Source organism: Nonomuraea sp. NPDC050310 (genome assembly GCF_040655795.1).
Lineage (GTDB): Bacteria > Actinomycetota > Actinomycetes > Streptosporangiales > Streptosporangiaceae > Nonomuraea.
On record NZ_JBFAKP010000019.1, the window covers coordinates 1 to 20,284 of the forward strand.

The following is a 20,284-nucleotide window of genomic DNA, read 5'->3' on the forward strand; positions in this document are numbered from 1 at the left end:
CCCCAGCAGACTACTGGGTTGATAGGCCGGAGGTGGAAGCACTGTAAGGTGTGGAGCTGACCGGTACTAATAGGCCGAGGACTTGACCACAAAGCAACATGCTTGGTTTCTGCAGCAGCTCTGTAACTCTTCGCCGGGTCCGGAGCAGCGCGAAACCAAGGATCGTGCTCGCGTCCACTACGCAATTCTGAGACAGCAAACATGTCTCAAGGGGTTGCGGTGGCTATAGCGAGAAGGAAACACCCGGTTACATTCCGAACCCGGAAGTTAAGCTTCTCAGCGCCGATGGTACTGCACTCGCCAGGGTGTGGGAGAGTAGGTCGCCGCCGCACAAATATTGATCAGAAAGGGCCATCCCGTCACGGGGTGGCCCTTTCTGCGTTTTCCGGCCTGTCCGCACCGCCGGACGGAACTCAACTGCCGGACGGAACTCAACGGCCCGCCTCGGGAGCCGGGTGGAACGGGATGGAACATCGACCACGGCCCCAGGAACCTGCAAGTTCGTCGCAAGCAGACGTTGGCGCCCTGTTAGCCGCCCGCCACCAGCCGAGCGCAAGCTCCCCCCAGACACGGACCACAGAAACGGGTGGAGCGGTGAAGGGGAAGGCACTGGCGGTGGCGAGTCTGAGCCTGCTGGGCATGGCCGTAGCGCCAGGGCCGGCTCAGGCGGGAAGCACAGCAGCAGACACGACAACCAATACGACGACGTCTACAACGACTCAGGCGACGGTCCTCACAACGACGCCGTCAGCAAGGGAGCAGGCGCGGCACGGGAAGGTCCCGGCGGCGACGATGGTGGCCGCGAAGGCGGAGCCGGCCGTACGCCAGGTGACCTGGGCCTACAAGGCGACCCTGGTCGTCCCGGCCCCCGTGGTCCAGCCCCGGGCCCTGAACAAGCTGGTGAAGCAGGCCGACGCGCACGCCGCGGCCGGACGCATCCCGAAGGACCGGCAGAGCCGGCTGAAGTGGGTCCTGCAGGAAGTCGCCCAGAACGTGAACCGCTACCTGAAGCCGGGCAACCAGCCCAGGCTGCGGCAGGCGCTCACCCACGAGACGTGCACCGGCTGGTGGCTGACCCCACAGGGGCACCTGGTGACCGCGGCCCGCTGCGCGGCGGGCAAGAGCGAGGCAGCGGTGAAGCCGGCGTTCTCCGGCAAGGACCTGGCCCCGTTCGTCCGCGCGGACACCAAGGAGATGCTGGCCGCGTTCGCCAAGCACGCCCAGGTCGACGACGGCATGGCCAAGCTCGCCGAGGAGGTGTTCACCCTCTTCCACACCCGGCACCTCCAGGTGAAGCGCCGGGCCGAGGCCAGCTACCTGGGCACCTTCGAGGAGTTCCTGAAGGGGGACGCGGCGAGGTTGTCGCTGGTCGCGCGAGGTCAGGAGTGGCCCGGCCGGGACGTCGCGGTGCTGAAGCTGAAGGGGGCGCGCAACCTGCCGACGCTGCCGCTCGGCCTGGACGGCGACGTCCGGACCGGCGACCTGCTGTTCGCCAGCAGCCACCCGCGTCCGTTGAGCGACAGCGCGCTGCTCGACGCCGCCTCCCGCCGGCGACCGCTGCTGACCGAGGGCGGTTACACCTCGCGTCGGGTGTCCACGGCCGGCGTGCCGTACCTCGTGACACAGATCCCGGCCTACCGGGGCAGCGAGGGGGCGCCGGTGCTGGACGAGCGGGGACGGGTCGTCGGGCTGGTGGCGACGGTGGTCCAGGACGCGCGGATCGGGGCCCGGAGCGAGATCACCACGCTGGCGTTGCCGGTCGGGCTCGTCCGCGAGCACCTGGCCGCGGCCGCGGTGCGACCGGTCACCGCGGAGACCACGCGCGTCTACGAGCGGGCGCTCGCCGACTTCTACGCGGGGCGGTACCGGGCGGCGTTGCCCAAGTTCCGCAAGGTGCTCGCGCTGCACCCGGCGCACCCCTACGTGCGCGACTACATCCAGCAGGCCACCGCCAAGAGCAAGAGGGGGAGCGATGCTTAGGACGATCGCGGTGGCGGTGAGCCTGGCCGGAACCACCGCCTACCTGCCCGCGACCGTGCACGCCGAGGTCAACGAGCGGCCGCCGACGACCGCCACGCTGGTGGCGGCCCGGACCGAGCCGGCCGTCCACCAACTGGCCGCCCGGTTCACCGCCGAACTGCTCGTCGCGCAGCCACAGCCGACCAAGGCCTACGCCAAGCTCTTCGACCAGGCCAAGAAGGAGGCCCGGGCCGGCCGGATCGGCGCCGACGGGCAGAGCCGGCTGAAGTGGGTGCTCCGCACCGCGGCGGCCGACCCGGCGCGCTATGTGCGGCCGGGCAAGACGCGCAAGGTGAAGACGGACCTCGGACCCGGTTCGTGCACCGCCTGGGTGATCACCCCGCAGGGGCACCTGGTCACCGCGGCTCACTGCGTGGAGATGACCAAGTCCGATCTGACCGCCCAGCACCTGACGATCGCGCTGCTCAAGCGCATCGAGGGCGAGACCGACGCGTTCCTGAAGGCGCACCGCGAGCTGGCCGCGCCCGACCGCGGGCTGCGCCAGCTCGCCGCCGAGCTGCTGCAGGGGTTCCACGTCAAGACCATGCGGGTCAAGAGCGCTCACGCGGCCTACTCGCTGGTGCGGCTGGAGAAGGGCAAGATCAGGCGGCTGCCGGTCGATCTGCTGACCGACGGCTCGCCGTACCCGGGGCCTGATGTGGCGGTGCTGAAGATCCGAGGCGTGCGGAACCTGCCGACGGTGCCGCTCGGCCGGGCCGGTGACGTGCGCGTGGGCGACCCGCTGTACGTCAGCGGGTTCCCCGGCAACACCATCGGGACGACGCTCAGCACCAACCCGATCGACCCGAAGTCGGCGTTCAAGCCGATCTTCACGGCCGGGATCCACAACGGGCTCATCACCACGCCCAAGGGCGTGCCGTACATCCACGCGCAGGCCCCCAGCTACGGCGGGAACTCCGGCGGGCCGGTGTTCGACCGGCACGGCCGGGTGGCCGGGCTGCTGTCGGCCGGGCTCCGCACCGGCTCCATCGGCGGCGAGGCCGAGCAGAGCAGCACCGTGCTGCCGGTCGGCGTGATCCGCGCCTACCTCGCCAAGGCCGGGGTGCGGCCGGTCACGTCGGAGACCACGCGCGTGTACGACGAGGCGCTCGCCGACTTCTTCGCCGGGCGGTACCAGGCGGCGTTGCCGAAGTTCCGCAAGGCGCTCGCGCTCTATCCCGCGCACCCCTACGCCCGCGACTACATCCGGCAGATCACCGCCAAGAGGGGCAACGATGCTTAAGACACTCGTGCTGGCGGTGAGCCTGGCCGCCGGCTCGGCGCAGCCGCCGGAGACCGGCACCCTGGTCGCCGCCGCGAGCGACCCCGCGGTCCGGCACATCTACTCGGTCCAGACCGCCGCCGTGACCGTCCCGGCGCCACGGTTGACCAAGGCCTTCGCCAAGCTGTACGGCAGAGCGGACCAGCAGGCCGCGGCCGGGCGCATCCCGGCGGACCGGACGAGCAAGCTCAAGTGGGTGCTCCGCACCGCCCTGGGCGACGTCGAACGCTACGTGCGGCCGGCGAAGCCGTACCGGAAGCAGCCGATGACCGCGGTCAACTCCTGCACCGGCTGGTGGGTGACGCCGCAGGGGCACATGGTCACCGCGGCCTCGTGCCTGGGTTACGACGGGGCCACGTTGCGGGCCTTCGCCGTCGCCGAGGTGCTGGCGCCGATCGTCTCGCGCGGGGACGGCCAGGCCTTCCTCAAGGCGGCGAAGATCAGCAAGCCCGACGAGGGGCTGGCGAAGCTGGCGCAAGGGCTGTTCCAGGCCTTCAACGCTCAGCACCTGAAGGTCTCCGGCGTCCGGAGCACGATGTTGCTGGAGCAGCCGACCGGCAAGGCCCGTCCGGATCTGAAGCCCCTTTCCGTGCTGGCGCGGGGCGAGGAGTTCCCCGGCGTGGACTTCGCGCTGCTGAAGCTGAAGGGGGCGCGGAACCTGCCGACGATCCGGCTCGGCGACGACGCCGGCGTGCGGATCGGCGACCGGCTCTACGTCAACGGCTACCCGCGCACGCTGGTCGACTCGGCGACCTTCAGCGACCGGTCGCGGATGCGGCCGCTGCTGACCGAGGGGCCGATGAACGGGCGCCGGGTGACCGCGTCCGGCGTGCCGTACCTGCAGACACAGGCACCCAGTTACGCGGGCAACACCGGCGGGCCGGTGCTGACCGCGGACGGCAGGGCGGCGGGCATGACCGTCGCGGTGCTGAGCGACCCGCTGCTCGGCGAGCAGACGGAGACGCTCGGCATGGTGCTGCCCGCGAGCCTGATCAAGCAGCGGCTCGGCGCGGCCGGGGTGCGGCCGGTGTGGTCGGAGACCTCGCGCGTCTACCGGGCGGGGCTCGGCGACTACTTCGCCGGGCGGCACCAGGCGGCGCTGGCGAAGTTCCGCCGCGTGCTCGCGCTCGACCCCGGGCACCTGTACGTGCGCGAGTACCTCAAGGCGGCGAAGGCCCGCTGAACGCGGCCTCGCCCGAATGCCACAGGGCGAGGCCGCGCCGGTCAGGCCGCGGCCGGGCGCAGGACGAAGACGCCCCAGCCCAGGTGGGGGCGCTGCCACTCCAGGTACGAGCGGCGGGCGCTGCCCAGGAACGCCTTGACCTGCTCGATCTCGGGGTCGGCCGGGTTGGCCCGGATCCAGTCGCTCAGCGTCAGCCACTGCGAGGCCGCGTAGCGGTCCCAGTCGTCCTGGTTCCCGAGCACCATCTCGACCAGCTCGAACCCGGCCCGCTCGATCACCTCGCCGATGCCGGCCAGCGACGTCAATTTCAGGTCCTCGCCGTAGCCGGGCGGAGGCTCCGACGACCAGTACGGCTCGCCGACCAGGACCAGGCCGTCCGCCTTGAGCGGGCGGCGCATCAGGCCGAGGGTGCCCGCGAGGCCGCCGCCGATCCACGTCGCACCGATGCAGGAGACGATGTCGAAGGTCCCCGCGCCGGCGTCGTAGGCGCCGGCGTCGCCCTGGACGAACTCGACGTCCTCCGCCACGCCCAGCTCCGCAGCCCGCTCCCGGGCGGCGTCCAGGAAGACGTGGCTGATGTCGACGCCCACGCCGCGCAGGCCGTACGCCGAGGACCACGAGCTCAGCAGCTCGCCCTTGCCGCACGCCAGGTCGAGCTGGCGGGTGCCGGGGGCGATCCGGCAGATCTCGCCCAGCAGGCGGAGCTTCTCGGCGGAGAAGGGATTCAGGATGCGGTGGCCGGCTTCGGCGATCTCATGAAAGCGGAGGGACATGCAGGGTATTGTTCGGCATCACCCGGCGAGTGGCGAACGGATTCCTGGCAGGTCCCCGGCATCGGGCTCGCCCTGGGTCACGTGCGCATCACAGCCTTGCTAGGCTGGAGAGACCGGGCCACCCCACCACGGGTGGCCTTCGTCGCGTAAAGCGTCAGCCACGTGAATGGACCTAGAAGTGAACAGAGACAACGGATCGGACGACGACCGCCGGCGCGGTGACGGGCCTCGTGACGGGGAGAGGCGTTCCTACGGGGGAGACCGGGGGCGCGACTCTCGGGGTGGGCGTCCGTTCCGTTCCGACGACCGCTCGCGTGACGACCGCGGGCCTCGGCGAGAAGGTGGCGGGTTCCGTGATCGGGACGACCGCGGACCTCGCCGCGAGTATGGCGACCGCGGGCCGCGCCCTGAGGGCGGCGGGACCGGGTTCCGCGACCGGGATGACAGCACTCCGCCTCGCCGTGACTCCGGCGACCGCGGGCCTCGGCGGGAGTATGGCGACCGGGGGCCGCGTCGGGAGTTCGGTGACCGTGGTCCGCGTCCCGAGGGTGGCGGGGACCGGGGGCCGCGCCGGGACTTCGGTGACCGGGGGGCGCGTCCGCAGGGGTCTGGTGGCGGGTTCCGTGGCCGTGACGACCGTGGGCCGCGTCGGGAGTTTGGTGACCGTGGTCCGCGTCCGGAGGGCGGTGGTGACCGTGGTCCCCGTCGTGACTTCGGTGATCGTGGTCCGCGTCGTGAGTATGGTGACCGCCCTCGTCCTGAGGGTGGCGGGTTCCGTGACCGCGACGACCGTGGTCCCCGTCGTGAGTTCGGTGATCGTGGTCCGCGTCCGGAGGGCGGTGGTGACCGTGGTCCCCGTCGTGACTTCGGCGACCGCGGCCCGCGCCGGGACTTTGGTGATCGTGGTCCGCGCCGCGAGTTCGGTGATCGTGGTCCGCGTCGTGAGTTTGGTGACCGCCCTCGTCCTGAGGGTGGCGGGTTCCGTGACCGCGACGACCGTGGTCCCCGTCGTGACTTCGGTGACCGCGGCCCGCGCAGGGACTTTGGCGACCGTGGTCCGCGCCGTGATTTCGGTGACCGTGGCCCCCGTCCGGAGAGCGGTGGCGACCGTGGTCCGCGCCGTGATTTCGGTGACCGTGGCCCCCGTCCCGAGGGCGGTGGCGACCGTGGTCCCCGTCGTGACTTCGGTGACCGTGGCCCGCGCAGGGACTTCGGTGACCGCGGCCCGCGCAGGGACTTCGGTGACCGTGGCCCCCGCCCCGAGGGTGGCGGTGGCGGGTACCGTGACCGCGATGACCGTGGCCCCCGCCGCGAGTACGGTGACCGCCCCCCGCGTCCGGAGAGCGGCGGCGACCGTGGTCCCCGCCGTGACTTCGGCGACCGCGGCCCGCGAAGGGACTTCGGCGACCGCGGCCCGCGTCGTGACTTCGGTGACCGTGGCCCGCGCCGCGAAGGCCGCCCCTTCGAGCGCCGCGACGACCGCCGGCCGTACAACCGTGACGGCGAGCAGAGCGAAGGCCGCGCCCGTTTCGGTCGCTCCGACCGCGAGGACGCGCCCCAGCGCGAGCCGATGCCCCAGGTGGCGCCGGACATCACGATCGAGGACCTCGACCGCGACGTGCGCGACGAGCTCCGCTCGCTCCCCACTGACCTGGCCGAACTCGTCGGCCGCCACCTCGTGGCCGCCGAGCGCGCCCTCGCCGAGGACGACGCCGAGCAGGCGCACGAGCACGTCAAGGTCGCCCGGCGCTTCGCCGCGCGGCTCGGCGTGGTGCGCGAGGCCGCGGGTGTGGTCGCCTACCGTGCCGGTCACTACGCCGAGGCGCTCAGCGACCTGCGCGCCGCGCGTCGCCTGAACGGTTCTGACGCCTACCTGCCGGTCATGGCCGACTGCGAGCGCGGCCTGGGCCGTCCCGAGCGGGCGCTCGACCTGGTCAAGTCCCGGGAGGCCGAGCGGCTCGACCGCGCCGGCCGCATCGAGCTGGCCATCGTCGAGTCCGGCGCCCGGCGTGACCTCGGCCAGAACGACGCGGCCGTGATCACCCTGCAGCGGCTCCCCGAGCTGCGCGACGCACAGCCCCGGCCGTGGTCGGCCCGGCTGGCCTTCGCCTACGCCGACGCCCTGGCCGAGGCCGGGCACCAGCAGGCGGCGGTCGACTGGTTCGCCCGGGCGATGGCCTTCGACGAGGACGGCGAGACCGACGCCGCCGACCGCTACGCCGAGCTGACCGGCGCGGTGATCGAGGACATCGAGGAGGACTACGAAGAGGACCTCGGTGAGGACTTCGACGTCGACCTCGGCGACGTGCTCGACACCCCCGAGCGGCCCGAGGCGGTCGACGAGGACCCCGACGCCGGGCGCGGCGAGGAGGACGAGCTCGTCGAGCCGGCGGACGCGGTGGACGAGGACCGCGACATCGAGGCCGACTTCGACTCGGACGACTCCGACGACCCTGAGGACTCGGACGAGGACGACGAGGACGACGAGGACGACGAGGACGACGACGACTTCGAAGACGACGAGGAGTCCCTGCGCGAAGCCGAGGACATCCTGGACGACGAAGACGACTTCGAGGACGAGGACGATGAGGACGACGACCTCTCGGAGGACTCCGGCTCGGACGTCAGGAACGCCTCCGATGACGCCCAGGACGACCACGCCAAGTCGGGCGTGACTCCGGCCTTCATCGAGCCCGTCTTCGACGACTCGCGTGACGACTCCGCCGATGCGGAGAAGAACGACAAGGACTGACCTTGTAACAACGAGGCCTGACCTCGTGTCGTACGGCTCCGCCGTACCGGACGCTGATCCGGTACGGCGGAGCCGTACGCATGTCCGGGGCCGTCAGGGAGTCGCCTTGCCCAGCCAGTGCATGATGCCCGCCACGTTGGACGCCGCGGGGCTGAGCAGCTCGAACCGTTCGGCCAGCTCTTCGGAGTCCAGGGCGGCGTAGCGCTCGCGGGTGCGGTCGCGGACCATGGCGACGGCGTGGTCGAGGTCCATGCCCTCGTCGTGGGCGCGCTTGGTCAGATCCACCCAGATGTTGAGCTCCTCCGCCGATCGCTCCAAAGTCTCCTGCACCGCGTTGACCGGGCCGTAGTGGCTGAAAAGGAGTCTTTGCGGCTGCAGGTCGCGGAACAGGGTGATCGAGTCGAGTGCCGTCTGGAGGTCGAAGTCCGGCGGAGGGGTCGCCGGGCGCACGTCGTTCGTTTCCGGGATGTACACCCCGGCCGCGTCGCCGACGTACAGGTCGCCGGTGAAGGAGTCGATCAGGCCGACGTGGTGCTTGGCGTGGCCGGGGGAGTAGTGGCTGGCCAGCTTCCTGCCGTTGCCCAGGTCGATCGCGCCGGTGTCGCCTAGGGCGACCACCCGCTCGGCCTCGGTGGGTGACATCTCCCCGAACAGCGTGTCCAGCCGGTCACCCCAGACCATCCGGGCGCTCTTCATCAACCGCTCCGGATCGACCAGGTGCCGGGCGCCCTTCTCGTGGACGACGACCTGGGCGTTAGGGAAATACCGCGCGATGTCCCCCACGCCACCGGCGTGGTCGAGGTGGATGTGCGTGACCACCACGGTGGCCAGATCCTCCGGGCCCACCCCCAGCGCCGTGATCGCGTCCCGTACCGTCTCGGACGAGGTCGCGGTGCCCGTCTCCACCAGGCACGGGCGGTCGCCCAGGATCAGGTAGCCCGCGGTGATCCCCGCGTATCCGGCCATCTTCGTGTCGATCTCGTACACGTCTCCGCCGAGGGCGGTGATGTTGTCCACAAGCGTCTCCCGACAAGGACGGGTATCCCCAGAACGCCGCTCGGGCGCACTCCGGGCTTGCTCTCATCGTAAAGAGTGATCTCCTGTTCGACTCGACAGGGAGGTCACATGGACCGCAACGACGTACACATCTCCGGCCGCCTCTCCAGCGACCCCGAGGAGCGCCCCATGCCGAGCGGGGACGTCATGGTGAAGTGGCGCCTCAGCGTCCGCCGCCGCCCCCGCCGTGGCCAACCGGTCGACGTCGTCCCCTGCGTCAGCTTCGACCCGGCCGTCGCCGCCATCATCCGCGGCCTCTCGCGCGGCGACGCCGTCGAGGTCGACGGCTCCCTCCGCTGCCGCATCTGGGGCCCGTCCCGTGCCAAGACCTGGGACTACCAGGTCGAAGCCCACACCGTCCGCCCCATCCCCGTCCCCACCACGCCCCTCCCCACCCCAGCCTCGTCCCCCTCCCACCCGCAACCCGCGGTTCCCGCGGAATTCGCCACCTCCGAGGCTCCCGCCACTCCCGAGAAGTCCTCCGCCTCTGAGGTGCGCGCTACCTCTAAGGCACCCGCCAGCTCTGAGGGACCCGCCGCCTCTGAGGGGGCCACCGCCTCTGAGGGGGCCACCGCCTCTGAGGGGGCCACCGCCTCTGAGGGGGCCACCGCCTCTGAGTGGTCCGCCGCTCCGAAGGGGGCCGCCACTCCTAAGGGGCCCGCTGTCCTTTCAAGGCCCGCCCGACACGCCGGCACCGCCCGCCCAGGGCGCGACACTCTTCCCGGGCCTCGCGGACACAGAGATGTGACCGTCCTCCCGAATCCCGCCGAGCGCGACACCCTGCCTCACCCAGACTCGGGCACAGCGGCCTGCTCAGGCCCAGAAACCGAGACTCGCTGCCACGAAACTCCGGCCGAACCAACCCCCAGCCCGGCCCTGCTGCCACCCCGCCCGGTCACCTACCTGTCAGCCGCCGCATGATCGGCCTGGTCATGCAGCTACGCCACCTCGTCTTCGGCCCCCTCCCGCCCCCGCGGGAGCCAAAAGCGACCACGACAAAGCCGGACAATCCACCCCCCAAGGCGGATCCACGCGGCGAAGGCGGACCCCAGCCACCCAGCTAGTTCGGCCGGCCACCCGGCCGCAGAGGCGAGCTACCTACCCGGTGGCAAAGGTCCGAAGAACCAACCCAGTCCGAGGCTTGGGCCCGAACGAGGTCGACTTACGCGGCACCCGTTCCCCAGCCTCAGCCACAGCCATCACATCCGCCACATCCAGCGCCTTGAGAATGACCGCGGTCCCACCCGCCTCAGCCGCCTGCCGCACCGCCGCCTCGGCATCGTGATGCACGATCCGCACAGACTCCTCGTCGTCCCGCATCCCCCAGACCTTGGGCAACACGAACTCATCCAGCACGGCCGTGTTCAACGAGTTCCACCGCTCAGACCGGTCAGCCCGCATGCCGTTGGCCAACTGCATGGGATCGGGATCGCTCATGAGGTGGAACCCCTCCGCACCCCCCAGCAAGAACGCCGGCCCAACCGCCGAGTCGAGCGCCGCGAGGCCCTCGGAAAGGGATCCGATGTCCTGTACTCGCCAAGCCCCCTTGGCCCGAGCCGCCGCCTCACCCAGGGCCAGCCCGGGAATGACCCGGTGAATGGCCTTGAGATCCGGCGGATAGACAGCGGAGTCGACGAGAAGGGCGAGCCCGAAATCCCAGGGCCCGTCCCCACGTCCGGCCGCCCGCTCGCGGCTCTGCAGCTCACGGTAGGTGGCATACCGGTGATGCCCGTCCGCGATGAGCGCCCGCTTCCCGCGCAGCCCGGCGTTGATCGCCTCGATCTCGGCGGGGTCCGTGATCGCCCACAGCCGATGCCGCACCCCGTCGGAGGTGAGCGCGTCCACCAGCGGAGGACGGGACAGGTCCAGCTCAGGCCCGCCCGAGTGCAGCAGGAAGATGGGCTCGAGATTGGCCTGGGTCGTGCTCATCAGCGCCAGCCGGTCGGCCACCGGCCCCGGCATGACGTCCTCGTGCGGCAACACCGCTCCGGGCGCCAGTCCGATGTCGCCGATCAGGCCGCGCTGCAGCACGCCAGGCCCCTGCTGCTCGTACACGTACAAGGCCGGCTCCGGATCCGCCACCAGCACACCGGAGTCGAGCCACTCACGCAGCGTGTCGCGAGCGGTGTCGTAACGATCACCGCTCGGCAGGATCAGCCGGACGACGTTGTAAGGGTGCTGGCTCAGGAGCACCTCGACGTCGGCCTCCGAGATCAGGTCATACGGAGGCGACGTGACCTGGGCCGGATCATCGACCGCGAACCGGACTCCGCGGAACGGACGTAGCACCAGCCCATCGGGCACCGGCAGTTCGGGAGTCGCCATATCGGGCATGTTCCCACATAGCCGGAAGTTGGTGTGAGGAGGCCCGCCATGGCAGATCGAAGTGAGGTCATCCATAGACACGACACCATGGTCATGAGCACCCCGGAGGAGAACTCATGACCAGCCCTGAAGGTGACGTTTACGACTGGTACCAGCGTGGCGTGCGGTTGCTGGACGAGGGCAGCCCTGCCGCCGCCGCGGCCCTTCTCGAACGCGCCGCCCTCCTCGAACCACACTCGCGCAGCATCCGGGAGGCGCTGGCACGAGCGCAGTTCAACTCCCGGCAGTACACGGAGGCGGCGGAGAGCTTCCGGCAGATCATCACCTCCAACCCCACCGAGGACTACGCCTACTTCGGCCTCGGCCTGTCTTTGTGGCGGGCCGGCCACATGGAGGCGGCCCAGGAACCCCTGGCCATCGCCGTCGCCATGCGCCCAGAGGACCGCAACTACACCAACGCCCTCCGCAACGTCCGCGCCACCCTCCGCGCCCGAAAGGAATCCGCCTAACCCCAAGCCCCTCCCCATAGCCCCGACCCCGGCCTCCGAACCCCGGACCCTCGGACCCCGGACCCTCGGACCCCGCCTCGGGCCCGGCCCGGACCCCGGCCCTCGGCCCCCGGCCCTCGGAGCCCCGGCCCTCGGACCCTCGGACCCCGGCCCGCGGACCCTCGGACCCCGGCCCGCGGACCCTCGGACCCCCGGACTCCAGACGCCGGACTCCGCAGACGTACCACGGAGTCCGGCCCCTGGACCCCTGCCCCTGGACCCCGTGCCCCGGCTCCTGGGTCAACCCCGGCTCCTGGGTCAACCCCGGCTCCTGGGTCAACCCCGGCTCCTGGGTCAACCCCGGCTCCTGGGTCAACCCCGGCTCCTGGGTCAACCCTGGCTTCTGCGGCCAGTCCTGAACCTCTGGGCGAGCCCTCGATCCCGGGACCCGACCCCTAGCCTCGGGCGGTCCCTGGCTCCTGGCGTCCCACCTAGGGGTGCGGGACGCCGGGTCGGTTCCTTGGAGTCCGCCCCGCCCCTGGAGCCCGGAGCCTGAACCTGTGCTCCGTACCAAGGCGCTCCGTAGCAGGGCCTTCCGTACCAGGGCGCTCCCCGGGGCGCGTAGCCCCGTGGCGCAGTCGCACCTCGGCCCCGCTCCCTGGCCTTCGTCCTTCGGACTCGGCCCTCGGACCGCGGACCGTGGGTGTCGGCTTTTCGCCACGGGGCGCGGGCTTTGGACTCCGCTCCTGGTGGGCCGCCTAGCGAGTCCGGCGACCTCTGCGTCCCGACCCCACCAGGAGGAGGTTCAGGGGCGCTGCCGGGTTCACCATGCGGCGGGTTCACCGTGTGCGGAGGATCCCTGTGCGGAGGTTTCCCCGTGCAGCCGGTTCACCGTGCTGGGGGTTCACCGTGCTGGGGGTTCACCGTGTGGCGGCTTGAGCTGTGGTGGTTCCGGGGTGGATTGCGGGTCGGGATGTGGCGGCTGGAAGGGCCTTGAGGCGGTGGGACCCTGCCAGGCCTTGGTGTCAGGAGGTGGTGGCGCGGGTGGCGTTGGCGGTGATGGCGTCGCGGAGGTAGAGCGCCAGGCCGGGGGCGGTGGCGTCGATGGAGGCGGTGAATCGGGGGTCGGACACGTAGAGCTCGCCCAGTCCAAGGTGGATCTCGTACGTGCAGTCGTAACACCAGCGGGTGAGGAGCAATCGGTGCTCCTCGGCCAGGTCCATGGCCTCAGCGCTGGTGGCGGGGACGCCGGCGTGCATGAGGGTGGCGATGCGCGCGGAGAGGTCGCCGAAGGAGGACATGAACTGCTGCCAGTCCTGCTTGCCATAGGAGGCCATACGGCGCTGGGACTGCTCCCAGGCGGGGGTGCCGCCCCAGCGCTGCTCGGCTTCGGCGGCGTAGGCGTCGGGGTTGAAATCGCCGAAGAGGTCGGCGCGTTCCTCGGGTGTCATGGGAGCGACGCTAGAGTCTCACGCAGCGTGAGAGTCAAATCGGAGGAATCGGTGCTGATCGACGGGTACGACACGCTGTTGCTGGACCTGGACGGGGTGGTGTACCTGGGGGCACACCCGGTGGCCGGGGCGCCCGAGGCGTTGGAGCGGGCGCGCGCAAAGGGGGTACGGCTGGCGTATGTGACTAACAATGCGTCTCGGACTCCGTCGGCGATCGCCCAGCACTTGACCGATATCGGAGTTCCCGCGGCCAAGGAGGACGTGGTCACGTCGGCGCAGGCGGCGGCCAGGCTGATCGCCGAGCAGGTCCCGGCGGGGTCGAAGGTGCTGGTGGTGGGCGGCACGGGGTTGCGGCATGCCGTACGGGACCAGGGGTTGCGGCCGGTGAGCACGGCGGCGGAGAAGCCGGTGGCCGTGGTGCAGGGGATCGCGCCCGGGCTGGGGTACGGGCTGCTGGCCGAGGGGACGCTGGCGGTGCGGGAGGGGGCGATGTTCGTGGCGTCCAACCGGGACTCGACGATGCCCACCAACCGGGGCGAACTGCCGGGGAACGGGTCGATGGTGCGGGTGATCGCGACGGCTACCGGGGTGGAGCCGGTGTACGCGGGCAAGCCGGATCCGCCGCTGCATCGGGAGTCGATGATCAGGACTGGGGCGAGTCGGCCGCTGGTGGTGGGCGATCGGCTGGACACCGATATCGAGGGGGCGAGCAATGCGAAAGTGGACAGCCTGCTGGTGCTGACCGGGGTGGCGACGCCGCTCGACCTGCTGACGGCTGTTCCTGAGCATCGGCCGACGTACGTGGCTGAGGATCTGGGCGGGTTGCATGAGCCGTACCCCGAGGCGTCTGCTCGCTCGCTCGGCCAGGGGGCGGGTGGGTGGCGGGCGTTCTGGCGGGATGGGAGTCTGTGGCTGGAGGGGGATGGGGCCTGGATCGACGGGCTGCGGGAGGCATGCCGGGCGGCATGGACCGTGGACAACGCCGACCCGGGAGCGGTTGAGCCCGCCCTCGCCCGGCTCAACCGCCCTTAGGCCTCGAACGGCCCCTCGTGACCCCGAACCTCCGGACCCCGACGACCCCGCCCCCGAGCGCCCCCATGCCGCGAGCTCCAGAGCCCTGCTCCCACACCTGCGACCGCGAATCCCGGACCTCCGGCTTCTGAGCCCCGAAGCCCCGGACCCCGCACCCCGGGGTTCGGGGCCGAGGGTGTCGGGGGCGCGCCCCTGGGACTGGAGTCCCACGGTTCCGGGTCAGACCAGTGGGTGGGTTAGGTGACGCGTTGGGCGGTTTGGCGGGCGAAGGCCCAGGAGCCCAGCCACAGCAACCCCCCGGAAGCCACCACCAGCACCCCCAAGGCAACCGGCACCCCGAAGCCCCACCCATCCAGGGTGAGCAACCGCATGGCCTCGATCGCGTACGTCAGCGGGTTCGCCCGGGCGATGGGCTCCATCCACCCGGGCATGGCCGACAACGGCACGAAGGCGTTGCTCATGAACAGCAACGGCAACGTGGCGAACCCGGTGATCGCGAAGAAGGTGCCGTGCGAGGGCACCGCACAGGCCAGGGCCAGCGCGGCGGCGGTGACGGCAAGGGTGAGCAGCCCGGCCGTGACCAGGATGGCCAGCACCCCGAGCGGCCCGGCGGCCGGCCGCACGCCCAGGGGCAGGGCGACGAGCAGGATGACGAGGACCTGGACGGAGTTCATCCCGAGCTGGAACAGGAACCGCGACAGGATGATCGAGCTACGCCGGATCGGCATGGACAGCAGCTTGTCGAGGTAACCGGTCTCCTTGTCGAACAGCAGCGGCATCGCCGCGCTGACCCCGTTGCCGACGACGGTGAAGGCGATGACGCCGGGCAGGGCGAAGGCGATGTAGTCGTCGATGCGCACCGCCCCGCTGAGCCCGCCGGCGAAGAACACCAGCCACACGGCGGGCTGCAGGATGCTGAAGAGCAGGTTGAGCCGCTCGCGCAGGACGATGATCGTCCAGCGGCGGGTCAGGGCCAGGATCTCCTGCATCAGGCCACCTCCTCGCGCAGCGCGTGCCCGGTGTAGGAGAGGAACACCTCGTCGAGCGAGGCCGCGCCGAGGTCGGCCTTCAACGCGGCGGGTGTGCCGGTGACGACCTCGGAGCCGTGGTCGAGGATGGTCAGCCGGTCGCAGAGCCGGTCGGCCTCGTCCAGGTAGTTGGTGGCCAGCAGGACGGCGACGCCCAGGCCGCGGATGTGGTCCCACAGGTGGTGGCGCGACTGCACGTCGAGGCCGAGGGTGGGTTCGTCCAGGATGAGCAGGTCGGGCCGGTGCAGCAGGCCGCAGGCGAGTTCGAGGCGTTTCTGCATGCCGCCGGAGTACTCCTGGACCAGCCGGTCGGCGCTGTCGCTGAGGCCGACCAGGTCGAGCACCTCGGCGACCCGGTCGCGGACCCGGCGGCGCGGAACGTGGTAGAGGCTCGCCTCGATCTCGGCCTTCTCCCGGCCGGTCAGCAGGTAGAAGCCCATCGGGGAGACCGCCTGCTGGACGTAGCCGATGCGCCGCCGTACCTCGGCGGGACGGGAGGCCACGTCGAAGCCGCAGACGCGGGCGGCGCCGGAAGTGGCGGGGAGGAGGGTGGCCAGCATGCGGATGGTGGTGGTCTTGCCGGCCCCGTTGGGGCCGAGCAGGCCGAAGATCTCGCCGGGGGCGACGTGGAAGGTGAGCTGGTCCACTGCGGTGCGCCGGCCGAAGGCGCGGCTGAGCCGCTCGGCCTCGACGATCGCCTTCATGAAGACCTCGCAATCGTGAAGTCCTCCGCTAATAGTTAACGGATACGTTAACTATAGCAGGCGGCGCAGCCGCAGCAGGTCCCCGAAGCTGGCGTCGATCTTCACCCGCCCGCCGAGCAGGGCACGGGCCATGTCGAGCTCACCGTCGACGAGCCTGATCAGGTCGTCGCTCGCCATCGACAGCCGGATGTCGGCCGGCTTGCCCGCCGGCTCGTCGGTGATCTCCAGCCGCCCGCCGTGCAGCCGCCCGTGGAAGGTCACGTCGAGGTCGGTGATCCGGCAGGCGACCGTGCGGTCGACGACGTGCTTGGCACGGTCGGCCTCGTCGATCTCGTCGAACTGCGAGACGAGCTTGGTCAGAGCCGCCCGGCACTCCTCGACGCTTGCCATGGTGCTGTGTCCTTTCCCCTGTGCCCGGATCCCCCGGCGGCCCGAAGGTCTGCCCGGAAGTGTGCCCGGATGTACGCCTGGAAGGCTTGTACGGAAGGTAGCGTTACCCGCTTGATTTCAACGTGCGACAGACCGGTCCTGGTGCCGGGTGCGTTACGGTCATGTCATGAGTGAAGAGCGGGTCGACGCGGTCGTGCGAGGGCTCGACCGGGTGGCCGAGCTGCCGGTGGGGGAGCACGTCAGGGTGTTCGAGGAGGCCTACGCCGCCTTGGAGGAGGCGCTGGCCTCGGTGGATGCATGAGCCGGCGGGTCAGGCTCGACAGTGAGCTGGTCCGCAGGGGTCTGGCGCGCTCGCGGGAGCAGGCCGCGCAACTGATCGAGGACGGGCGGGTGAGCGTCGGCGGGCAGGTCAAGACCAAGCCCGCCACGCAGGTCGGCACGGACGCGGCGGTCGTGGTCAGCGCCGAGGAGGGCCCCGACTACGTCTCGCGCGGCGCCCACAAGCTGCTCGGCGCGCTCGAGACCTTCAAGGCGCTGACCGTCGAGGGGCGCCGCTGCCTCGACGCGGGCGCCTCGACCGGCGGGTTCACCGACGTGCTGCTGCGCCACGGTGCCGCCCACGTGCTCGCGGTGGACGTCGGCTACGGCCAGCTCGCCTGGTCGTTGCGCACCGACGCGCGGGTGACGGTCATGGAGCGGGTCAACGTCCGCGACCTGACCCCCGAGCTGGTCGGCGAGCCGCCCACGCTGATCGTCGGCGACCTGTCGTTCATCTCGCTCAAACTGGTGCTGCCCGCCCTGGTCGCGGTCGCGGCGCCGGAGGCCGACTTCGTCATGCTGGTCAAGCCTCAGTTCGAGGTGGGTAAGGAACGGGTGGGCGCGGGCGGCGTCGTGCGCGACCCGGAGCTGCGCGCCGACTCGGTACGGCAGGCGGCCGCGGCGGCCGGAGGGCTCGGCCTCGCCGTACGAGGAGTGACCTACAGCCCGCTGCCGGGGCCGTCGGGCAATGTCGAGTACCTGCTGTGGCTGGGCAAGGGTGAGGGCGAACCGCCGGTCGCCGACATCGAGGCCGAGGTACGCCGAGCCGTCGCGGAGGGACCGCAATGAGGCGAACAGTGCTGGTCTCGGTGCACACCGGACGCGAGGCGGCGATCGACAGCGCGCGGCTGGTCATCGACCGGCTGCTCGGCGCCGGATTCACCGTCCGCGTGCTGGAGGACGAGGCGCGCGAGGTGGCCTCCCCGGGCGTCGAGGTGGTCTGCTGCGAGCCGGACGCGGCCAAGGACGCCGAGATGATGATCGTGCTCGGCGGCGACGGCTCGCTGCTGCGCTCGGCCGAGGTGGCCAGGCCCACCGGCACGCCGCTGTTCGCGGTGAACCTCGGGCACGTCGGCTTCCTGGCCGAGGCCGAGGTCGAGAACCTCGAAGAGGCGGTCGACCAGCTCGTGGCCGGTCGCTACGACGTCGAGGAGCGCATGACCATCGACGTGGTGGCCAGGCAGAACGGCACGCTCATCGCCGACACCTGGGCGCTCAACGAGGCGAGCGTCGAGAAGAGCGAGCGCATGCTGGAGGTCGTCGCCGAGATCGACGGCGCGCCGCTGTCGCGCTGGGGCTGTGACGGGGTGATCTGCGCCACCCCGACCGGTTCGACCGCCTACGCCTTCTCCGCGGGCGGGCCCGTCGTCTGGCCGGAGGTGGAGGCGCTGCTGATGGTGCCGGTGGCCGCGCACGCGTTGTTCGCCAAGCCGCTGGTCGTCTCGCCGCGCTCCACGCTGGCCGTGGAGGTGCTGCCCGACACGCCCGGCGGGGTGCTGTGGTGCGACGGCCGCCGCCGCTACGACCTGCCCGCCGGCACCCGCGTCGAGGTGCGCCGGTCCGACACGCCGGTACGGCTGGCCCGCATCCGCGGGCTGGAGAACACGGGCGCTCCCTTCACCGACCGGCTCGTAGCGAAATTCGAGCTCCCGGTGCAGGGTTGGCGTGGAAGGGTGCGACCTTGACAGGCTGGTGCGCGTAGGATCACATGCGCACAGGTGTTCGGAGTGACAGGAGTGGGCGTGCGACCCAGGGTCGAGGAAGTCCGCATCCGGGGGCTCGGCGTCATCGACGAGGCCGTGCTCCAGCTTTCGCCGGGTTTCAACGTCGTCACCGGTGAGACGGGTGCGGGCAAGACGATGGTCGTGACCGGCCTCGGGCTGCTGTTCGGCGGCCGGGCCGATCCCTCGCGCATCCGTCCGGGCGCCGACCGCGCGAGCGTGGAGGGCACGCTGGTCGTCGAGGCCGGCGGCCGCGTCGCCCAGCAGGTCGAGGATATCGGCGGCGCGATCGAGGACGGCGAGCTGATCATCTCCCGCACGGTCAGCGCCGAGGGCCGCTCGCGCGCCTGGCTCGGCGGGCGCACCGTCCCGGTCGGCACGCTCACCTACCTGGCCGACGACCTGGTCGCCGTGCACGGCCAGATGGACCAGCAGCGCCTGCTCCAGGCCGCCCGCCAGCGCGCCGCGCTCGACCGCTACGCCGGGGAGGACCTGGTCAAGCCGCTGCGCGCCTACACCCAGGCCTACAAGCGGCACAAGCAGGTCGCCGCGCAGCTCGACGAGCTGACCACGCGGGCGCGCGAGCGCGCTCAGGAGGCCGACCTGCTGCGCTTCTCCCTCGACGAGATCGAGAAGGCCGCGCCCCGCCCGGGCGAGGACGTGGAGCTGCGTGAGGAGGAGGAGCGCCTGTCCCACGCCGACACCTTGCGCAGCGCGGCCACCACCGCGCACAGCGCGCTGCTCGGCGACCCGATGGACCCCTCCGGCGGCACCCACGACGTCAGCGCCCTGCTGGGCCAGGCGCGGGCGGCGATCGAGGCCGTGCGCGACTACGACCCCTCGCTCGCCGGCGTGGCCGAACGGCTGGCCGAGGCCGGTTACCTGATCTCCGACGTGGCCACCGACCTGGCCGCCTACTCCGAGTCGATCGAAGCCGATCCGGTACGGCTGGCCGTCGTGCAGGAGCGCCGCGCCTTGCTGACCGGCCTGATCCGGAAGTACGGCGACTCCGCGGAAGGTGTGCTGGCCTGGTCCGAGCAGGCCGCCCAGCGCCTGGCCGAACTGGAGGGCGACGACACCCGCATCGAGGAACTGGCCCGCGAGCACGCCGACCTGCTCGCCAAGCTGGGCGAGCTGGCCGCCGAGCTCACCCGCATCCGCACCTCCGCCGCCGAGCGCTTCGGCGCCGCGGTCACCGCCGAGCTGACCGCGCTGGCCATGCCGCACGCCCGGGTCGTCGTCGTGCTCACCCGGAGCGAGGAGTTCGGCCCCGACGGCGTCGACGAGGTCGAGCTGCGCATGGCCGCCCACCCCGCCGCGCCGCCGCTGCCCCTGCACAAGGGCGCCTCCGGCGGCGAGCTGTCGCGCGTCATGCTGGCCATCGAGGTGGTCTTCGCCGGCGCCGACCCGGTGCCCACCTTCGTCTTCGACGAGGTCGACGCGGGCGTCGGCGGCAAGGCCGCGGTCGAGATCGGCCGCCGCCTGGCCCGGCTGGCCCGCACCGCCCAGGTGATCGTCGTCACCCACCTGCCGCAGGTGGCCGCCTTCGCCGATCAGCACCTCGTCGTCGAGAAGTCGAGCGACGGCAGCGTGGTGCGCAGCGGCGTGCTCGCCCTCGACCACGAGAGCCGCGTGCGCGAACTGTCCCGGATGCTGGCAGGACTGGAAGATTCCGAGCTGGGCAGAGCGCACGCCGAGGAATTGCTCGCATTGGCCGCAGCCGACCGATGACCTTTCGCCCGCCGGCTTCACTGGGTTACAT

At 71.3% G+C, this 20,284-nt stretch carries 19 protein-coding genes and 2 rRNA genes; 13 read left to right on the forward strand and 8 right to left on the reverse strand.

Annotated elements, in window-relative coordinates; all coding sequences use genetic code 11:
* The 5 genes from AB0I67_RS32335 to AB0I67_RS32355 all read left to right on the forward strand — a co-directional run.
* Positions 1-90, forward strand: a 23S ribosomal RNA gene (locus AB0I67_RS32335); the annotation flags it as partial.
* Between the two features lie 125 nt (positions 91-215).
* Positions 216-332: ribosomal RNA gene (gene rrf, locus AB0I67_RS32340) — 5S ribosomal RNA — on the forward strand.
* Between the two features lie 460 nt (positions 333-792).
* A complete protein-coding gene (locus AB0I67_RS32345) occupies positions 793-1,980 on the forward strand; it encodes a serine protease (protein ID WP_357931269.1) in 1,188 nt (395 codons plus the stop codon).
* Positions 1,973-3,262, forward strand: a complete 1,290-nt coding sequence (locus AB0I67_RS32350) for a serine protease (protein ID WP_357931271.1) — start codon at positions 1,973-1,975, stop codon at positions 3,260-3,262. Before AB0I67_RS32345 ends, AB0I67_RS32350 begins: the two co-directional genes overlap by 8 nt.
* Positions 3,255-4,484: a serine protease gene (locus AB0I67_RS32355; protein ID WP_357931273.1), complete on the forward strand. Its 1,230-nt coding sequence runs from the start codon at positions 3,255-3,257 to the stop codon at positions 4,482-4,484. Before AB0I67_RS32350 ends, AB0I67_RS32355 begins: the two co-directional genes overlap by 8 nt.
* 41 nt (positions 4,485-4,525) lie before the next feature.
* Here AB0I67_RS32355 and AB0I67_RS32360 read toward each other — a convergent pair whose 3' ends face one another.
* Entirely contained in the window at positions 4,526-5,257 is a 732-nt protein-coding gene (locus AB0I67_RS32360; protein WP_357931276.1) for a methyltransferase domain-containing protein, read from the reverse strand.
* A gap of 172 nt (positions 5,258-5,429) precedes the next feature.
* Positions 5,430-6,932, reverse strand: a complete 1,503-nt coding sequence (locus AB0I67_RS32365; RefSeq protein ID WP_357931279.1) for a hypothetical protein — start codon at positions 6,930-6,932, stop codon at positions 5,430-5,432.
* Between AB0I67_RS32365 and AB0I67_RS32370 the strand changes: the two genes are divergently transcribed.
* The gene (locus tag AB0I67_RS32370) at positions 6,876-8,009 is read left to right on the forward strand and encodes a hypothetical protein (RefSeq protein WP_357931281.1); all 1,134 of its coding nucleotides are present in this window, start codon (positions 6,876-6,878) and stop codon (positions 8,007-8,009) included. The genes AB0I67_RS32365 and AB0I67_RS32370 overlap by 57 nt on opposite strands.
* Before the next feature lie 93 nt (positions 8,010-8,102).
* Here the strand turns inward: AB0I67_RS32370 and AB0I67_RS32375 are convergent, their stop codons facing one another.
* Entirely contained in the window at positions 8,103-9,026 is a 924-nt protein-coding gene (locus AB0I67_RS32375) for an MBL fold metallo-hydrolase (protein ID WP_357931284.1), read from the reverse strand.
* 108 nt (positions 9,027-9,134) lie between these two features.
* Between AB0I67_RS32375 and AB0I67_RS32380 the strand changes: the two genes are divergently transcribed.
* A complete protein-coding gene (locus AB0I67_RS32380; RefSeq protein WP_357931287.1) occupies positions 9,135-9,986 on the forward strand; it encodes a single-stranded DNA-binding protein in 852 nt (283 codons plus the stop codon).
* A gap of 177 nt (positions 9,987-10,163) precedes the next feature.
* Here AB0I67_RS32380 and AB0I67_RS32385 read toward each other — a convergent pair whose 3' ends face one another.
* Positions 10,164-11,465: a DUF1015 domain-containing protein gene (locus AB0I67_RS32385; protein ID WP_357931290.1), complete on the reverse strand. Its 1,302-nt coding sequence runs from the start codon at positions 11,463-11,465 to the stop codon at positions 10,164-10,166.
* Between the two features lie 41 nt (positions 11,466-11,506).
* Between AB0I67_RS32385 and AB0I67_RS32390 the strand changes: the two genes are divergently transcribed.
* A complete protein-coding gene (locus AB0I67_RS32390; protein ID WP_357931291.1) occupies positions 11,507-11,899 on the forward strand; it encodes a tetratricopeptide repeat protein in 393 nt (130 codons plus the stop codon).
* A 1,004-nt stretch (positions 11,900-12,903) separates the two neighbouring features.
* On the opposite strand, the gene AB0I67_RS32395 is transcribed toward AB0I67_RS32390, so the two are convergent.
* Positions 12,904-13,329 carry a TipAS antibiotic-recognition domain-containing protein gene (locus AB0I67_RS32395; protein WP_357931293.1) on the reverse strand — a complete coding sequence of 142 codons (426 nt, stop codon included), beginning with the start codon at positions 13,327-13,329 and terminating at the stop codon, positions 12,904-12,906.
* A 27-nt stretch (positions 13,330-13,356) separates the two neighbouring features.
* Here AB0I67_RS32395 and AB0I67_RS32400 point away from each other — a divergent pair, with 27 nt between their 5' ends.
* On the forward strand, positions 13,357-14,361 hold the full coding sequence (locus tag AB0I67_RS32400) for an HAD-IIA family hydrolase (RefSeq protein ID WP_357931295.1): 1,005 nt from the start codon (positions 13,357-13,359) through the stop codon (positions 14,359-14,361).
* Between the two features lie 236 nt (positions 14,362-14,597).
* On the opposite strand, the gene AB0I67_RS32405 is transcribed toward AB0I67_RS32400, so the two are convergent.
* From AB0I67_RS32405 to AB0I67_RS32415, 3 genes are read right to left on the reverse strand one after another with little or no spacing between them, the layout of a single operon-like run.
* Entirely contained in the window at positions 14,598-15,350 is a 753-nt protein-coding gene (locus AB0I67_RS32405; RefSeq protein WP_357931297.1) for an ABC transporter permease, read from the reverse strand.
* Positions 15,350-16,093 carry an ATP-binding cassette domain-containing protein gene (locus AB0I67_RS32410; protein ID WP_357931300.1) on the reverse strand — a complete coding sequence of 248 codons (744 nt, stop codon included), beginning with the start codon at positions 16,091-16,093 and terminating at the stop codon, positions 15,350-15,352. Before AB0I67_RS32410 ends, AB0I67_RS32405 begins: the two co-directional genes overlap by 1 nt.
* Positions 16,094-16,144: 51 nt before the next feature.
* Positions 16,145-16,483, reverse strand: coding sequence for an SCP2 sterol-binding domain-containing protein (locus AB0I67_RS32415; RefSeq protein WP_357931302.1), 339 nt, complete (start codon positions 16,481-16,483; stop codon positions 16,145-16,147).
* Between the two features lie 166 nt (positions 16,484-16,649).
* Between AB0I67_RS32415 and AB0I67_RS32420 the strand changes: the two genes are divergently transcribed.
* From AB0I67_RS32420 to recN, 4 genes are read left to right on the forward strand one after another with little or no spacing between them, the layout of a single operon-like run.
* Positions 16,650-16,784, forward strand: coding sequence for a hypothetical protein (locus tag AB0I67_RS32420; protein WP_357931305.1), 135 nt, complete (start codon positions 16,650-16,652; stop codon positions 16,782-16,784).
* On the forward strand, positions 16,781-17,590 hold the full coding sequence (locus AB0I67_RS32425) for a TlyA family RNA methyltransferase (RefSeq protein WP_357931306.1): 810 nt from the start codon (positions 16,781-16,783) through the stop codon (positions 17,588-17,590). Before AB0I67_RS32420 ends, AB0I67_RS32425 begins: the two co-directional genes overlap by 4 nt.
* Complete coding sequence (locus AB0I67_RS32430; RefSeq protein ID WP_357931309.1) at positions 17,587-18,486, forward strand: NAD kinase; 900 nt, start codon at positions 17,587-17,589, stop codon at positions 18,484-18,486. Before AB0I67_RS32425 ends, AB0I67_RS32430 begins: the two co-directional genes overlap by 4 nt.
* Positions 18,487-18,543: 57 nt before the next feature.
* Entirely contained in the window at positions 18,544-20,253 is a 1,710-nt protein-coding gene (recN, locus tag AB0I67_RS32435; protein WP_357931311.1) for a DNA repair protein RecN, read from the forward strand.
* Positions 20,254-20,284 lie beyond the last annotated feature (31 nt).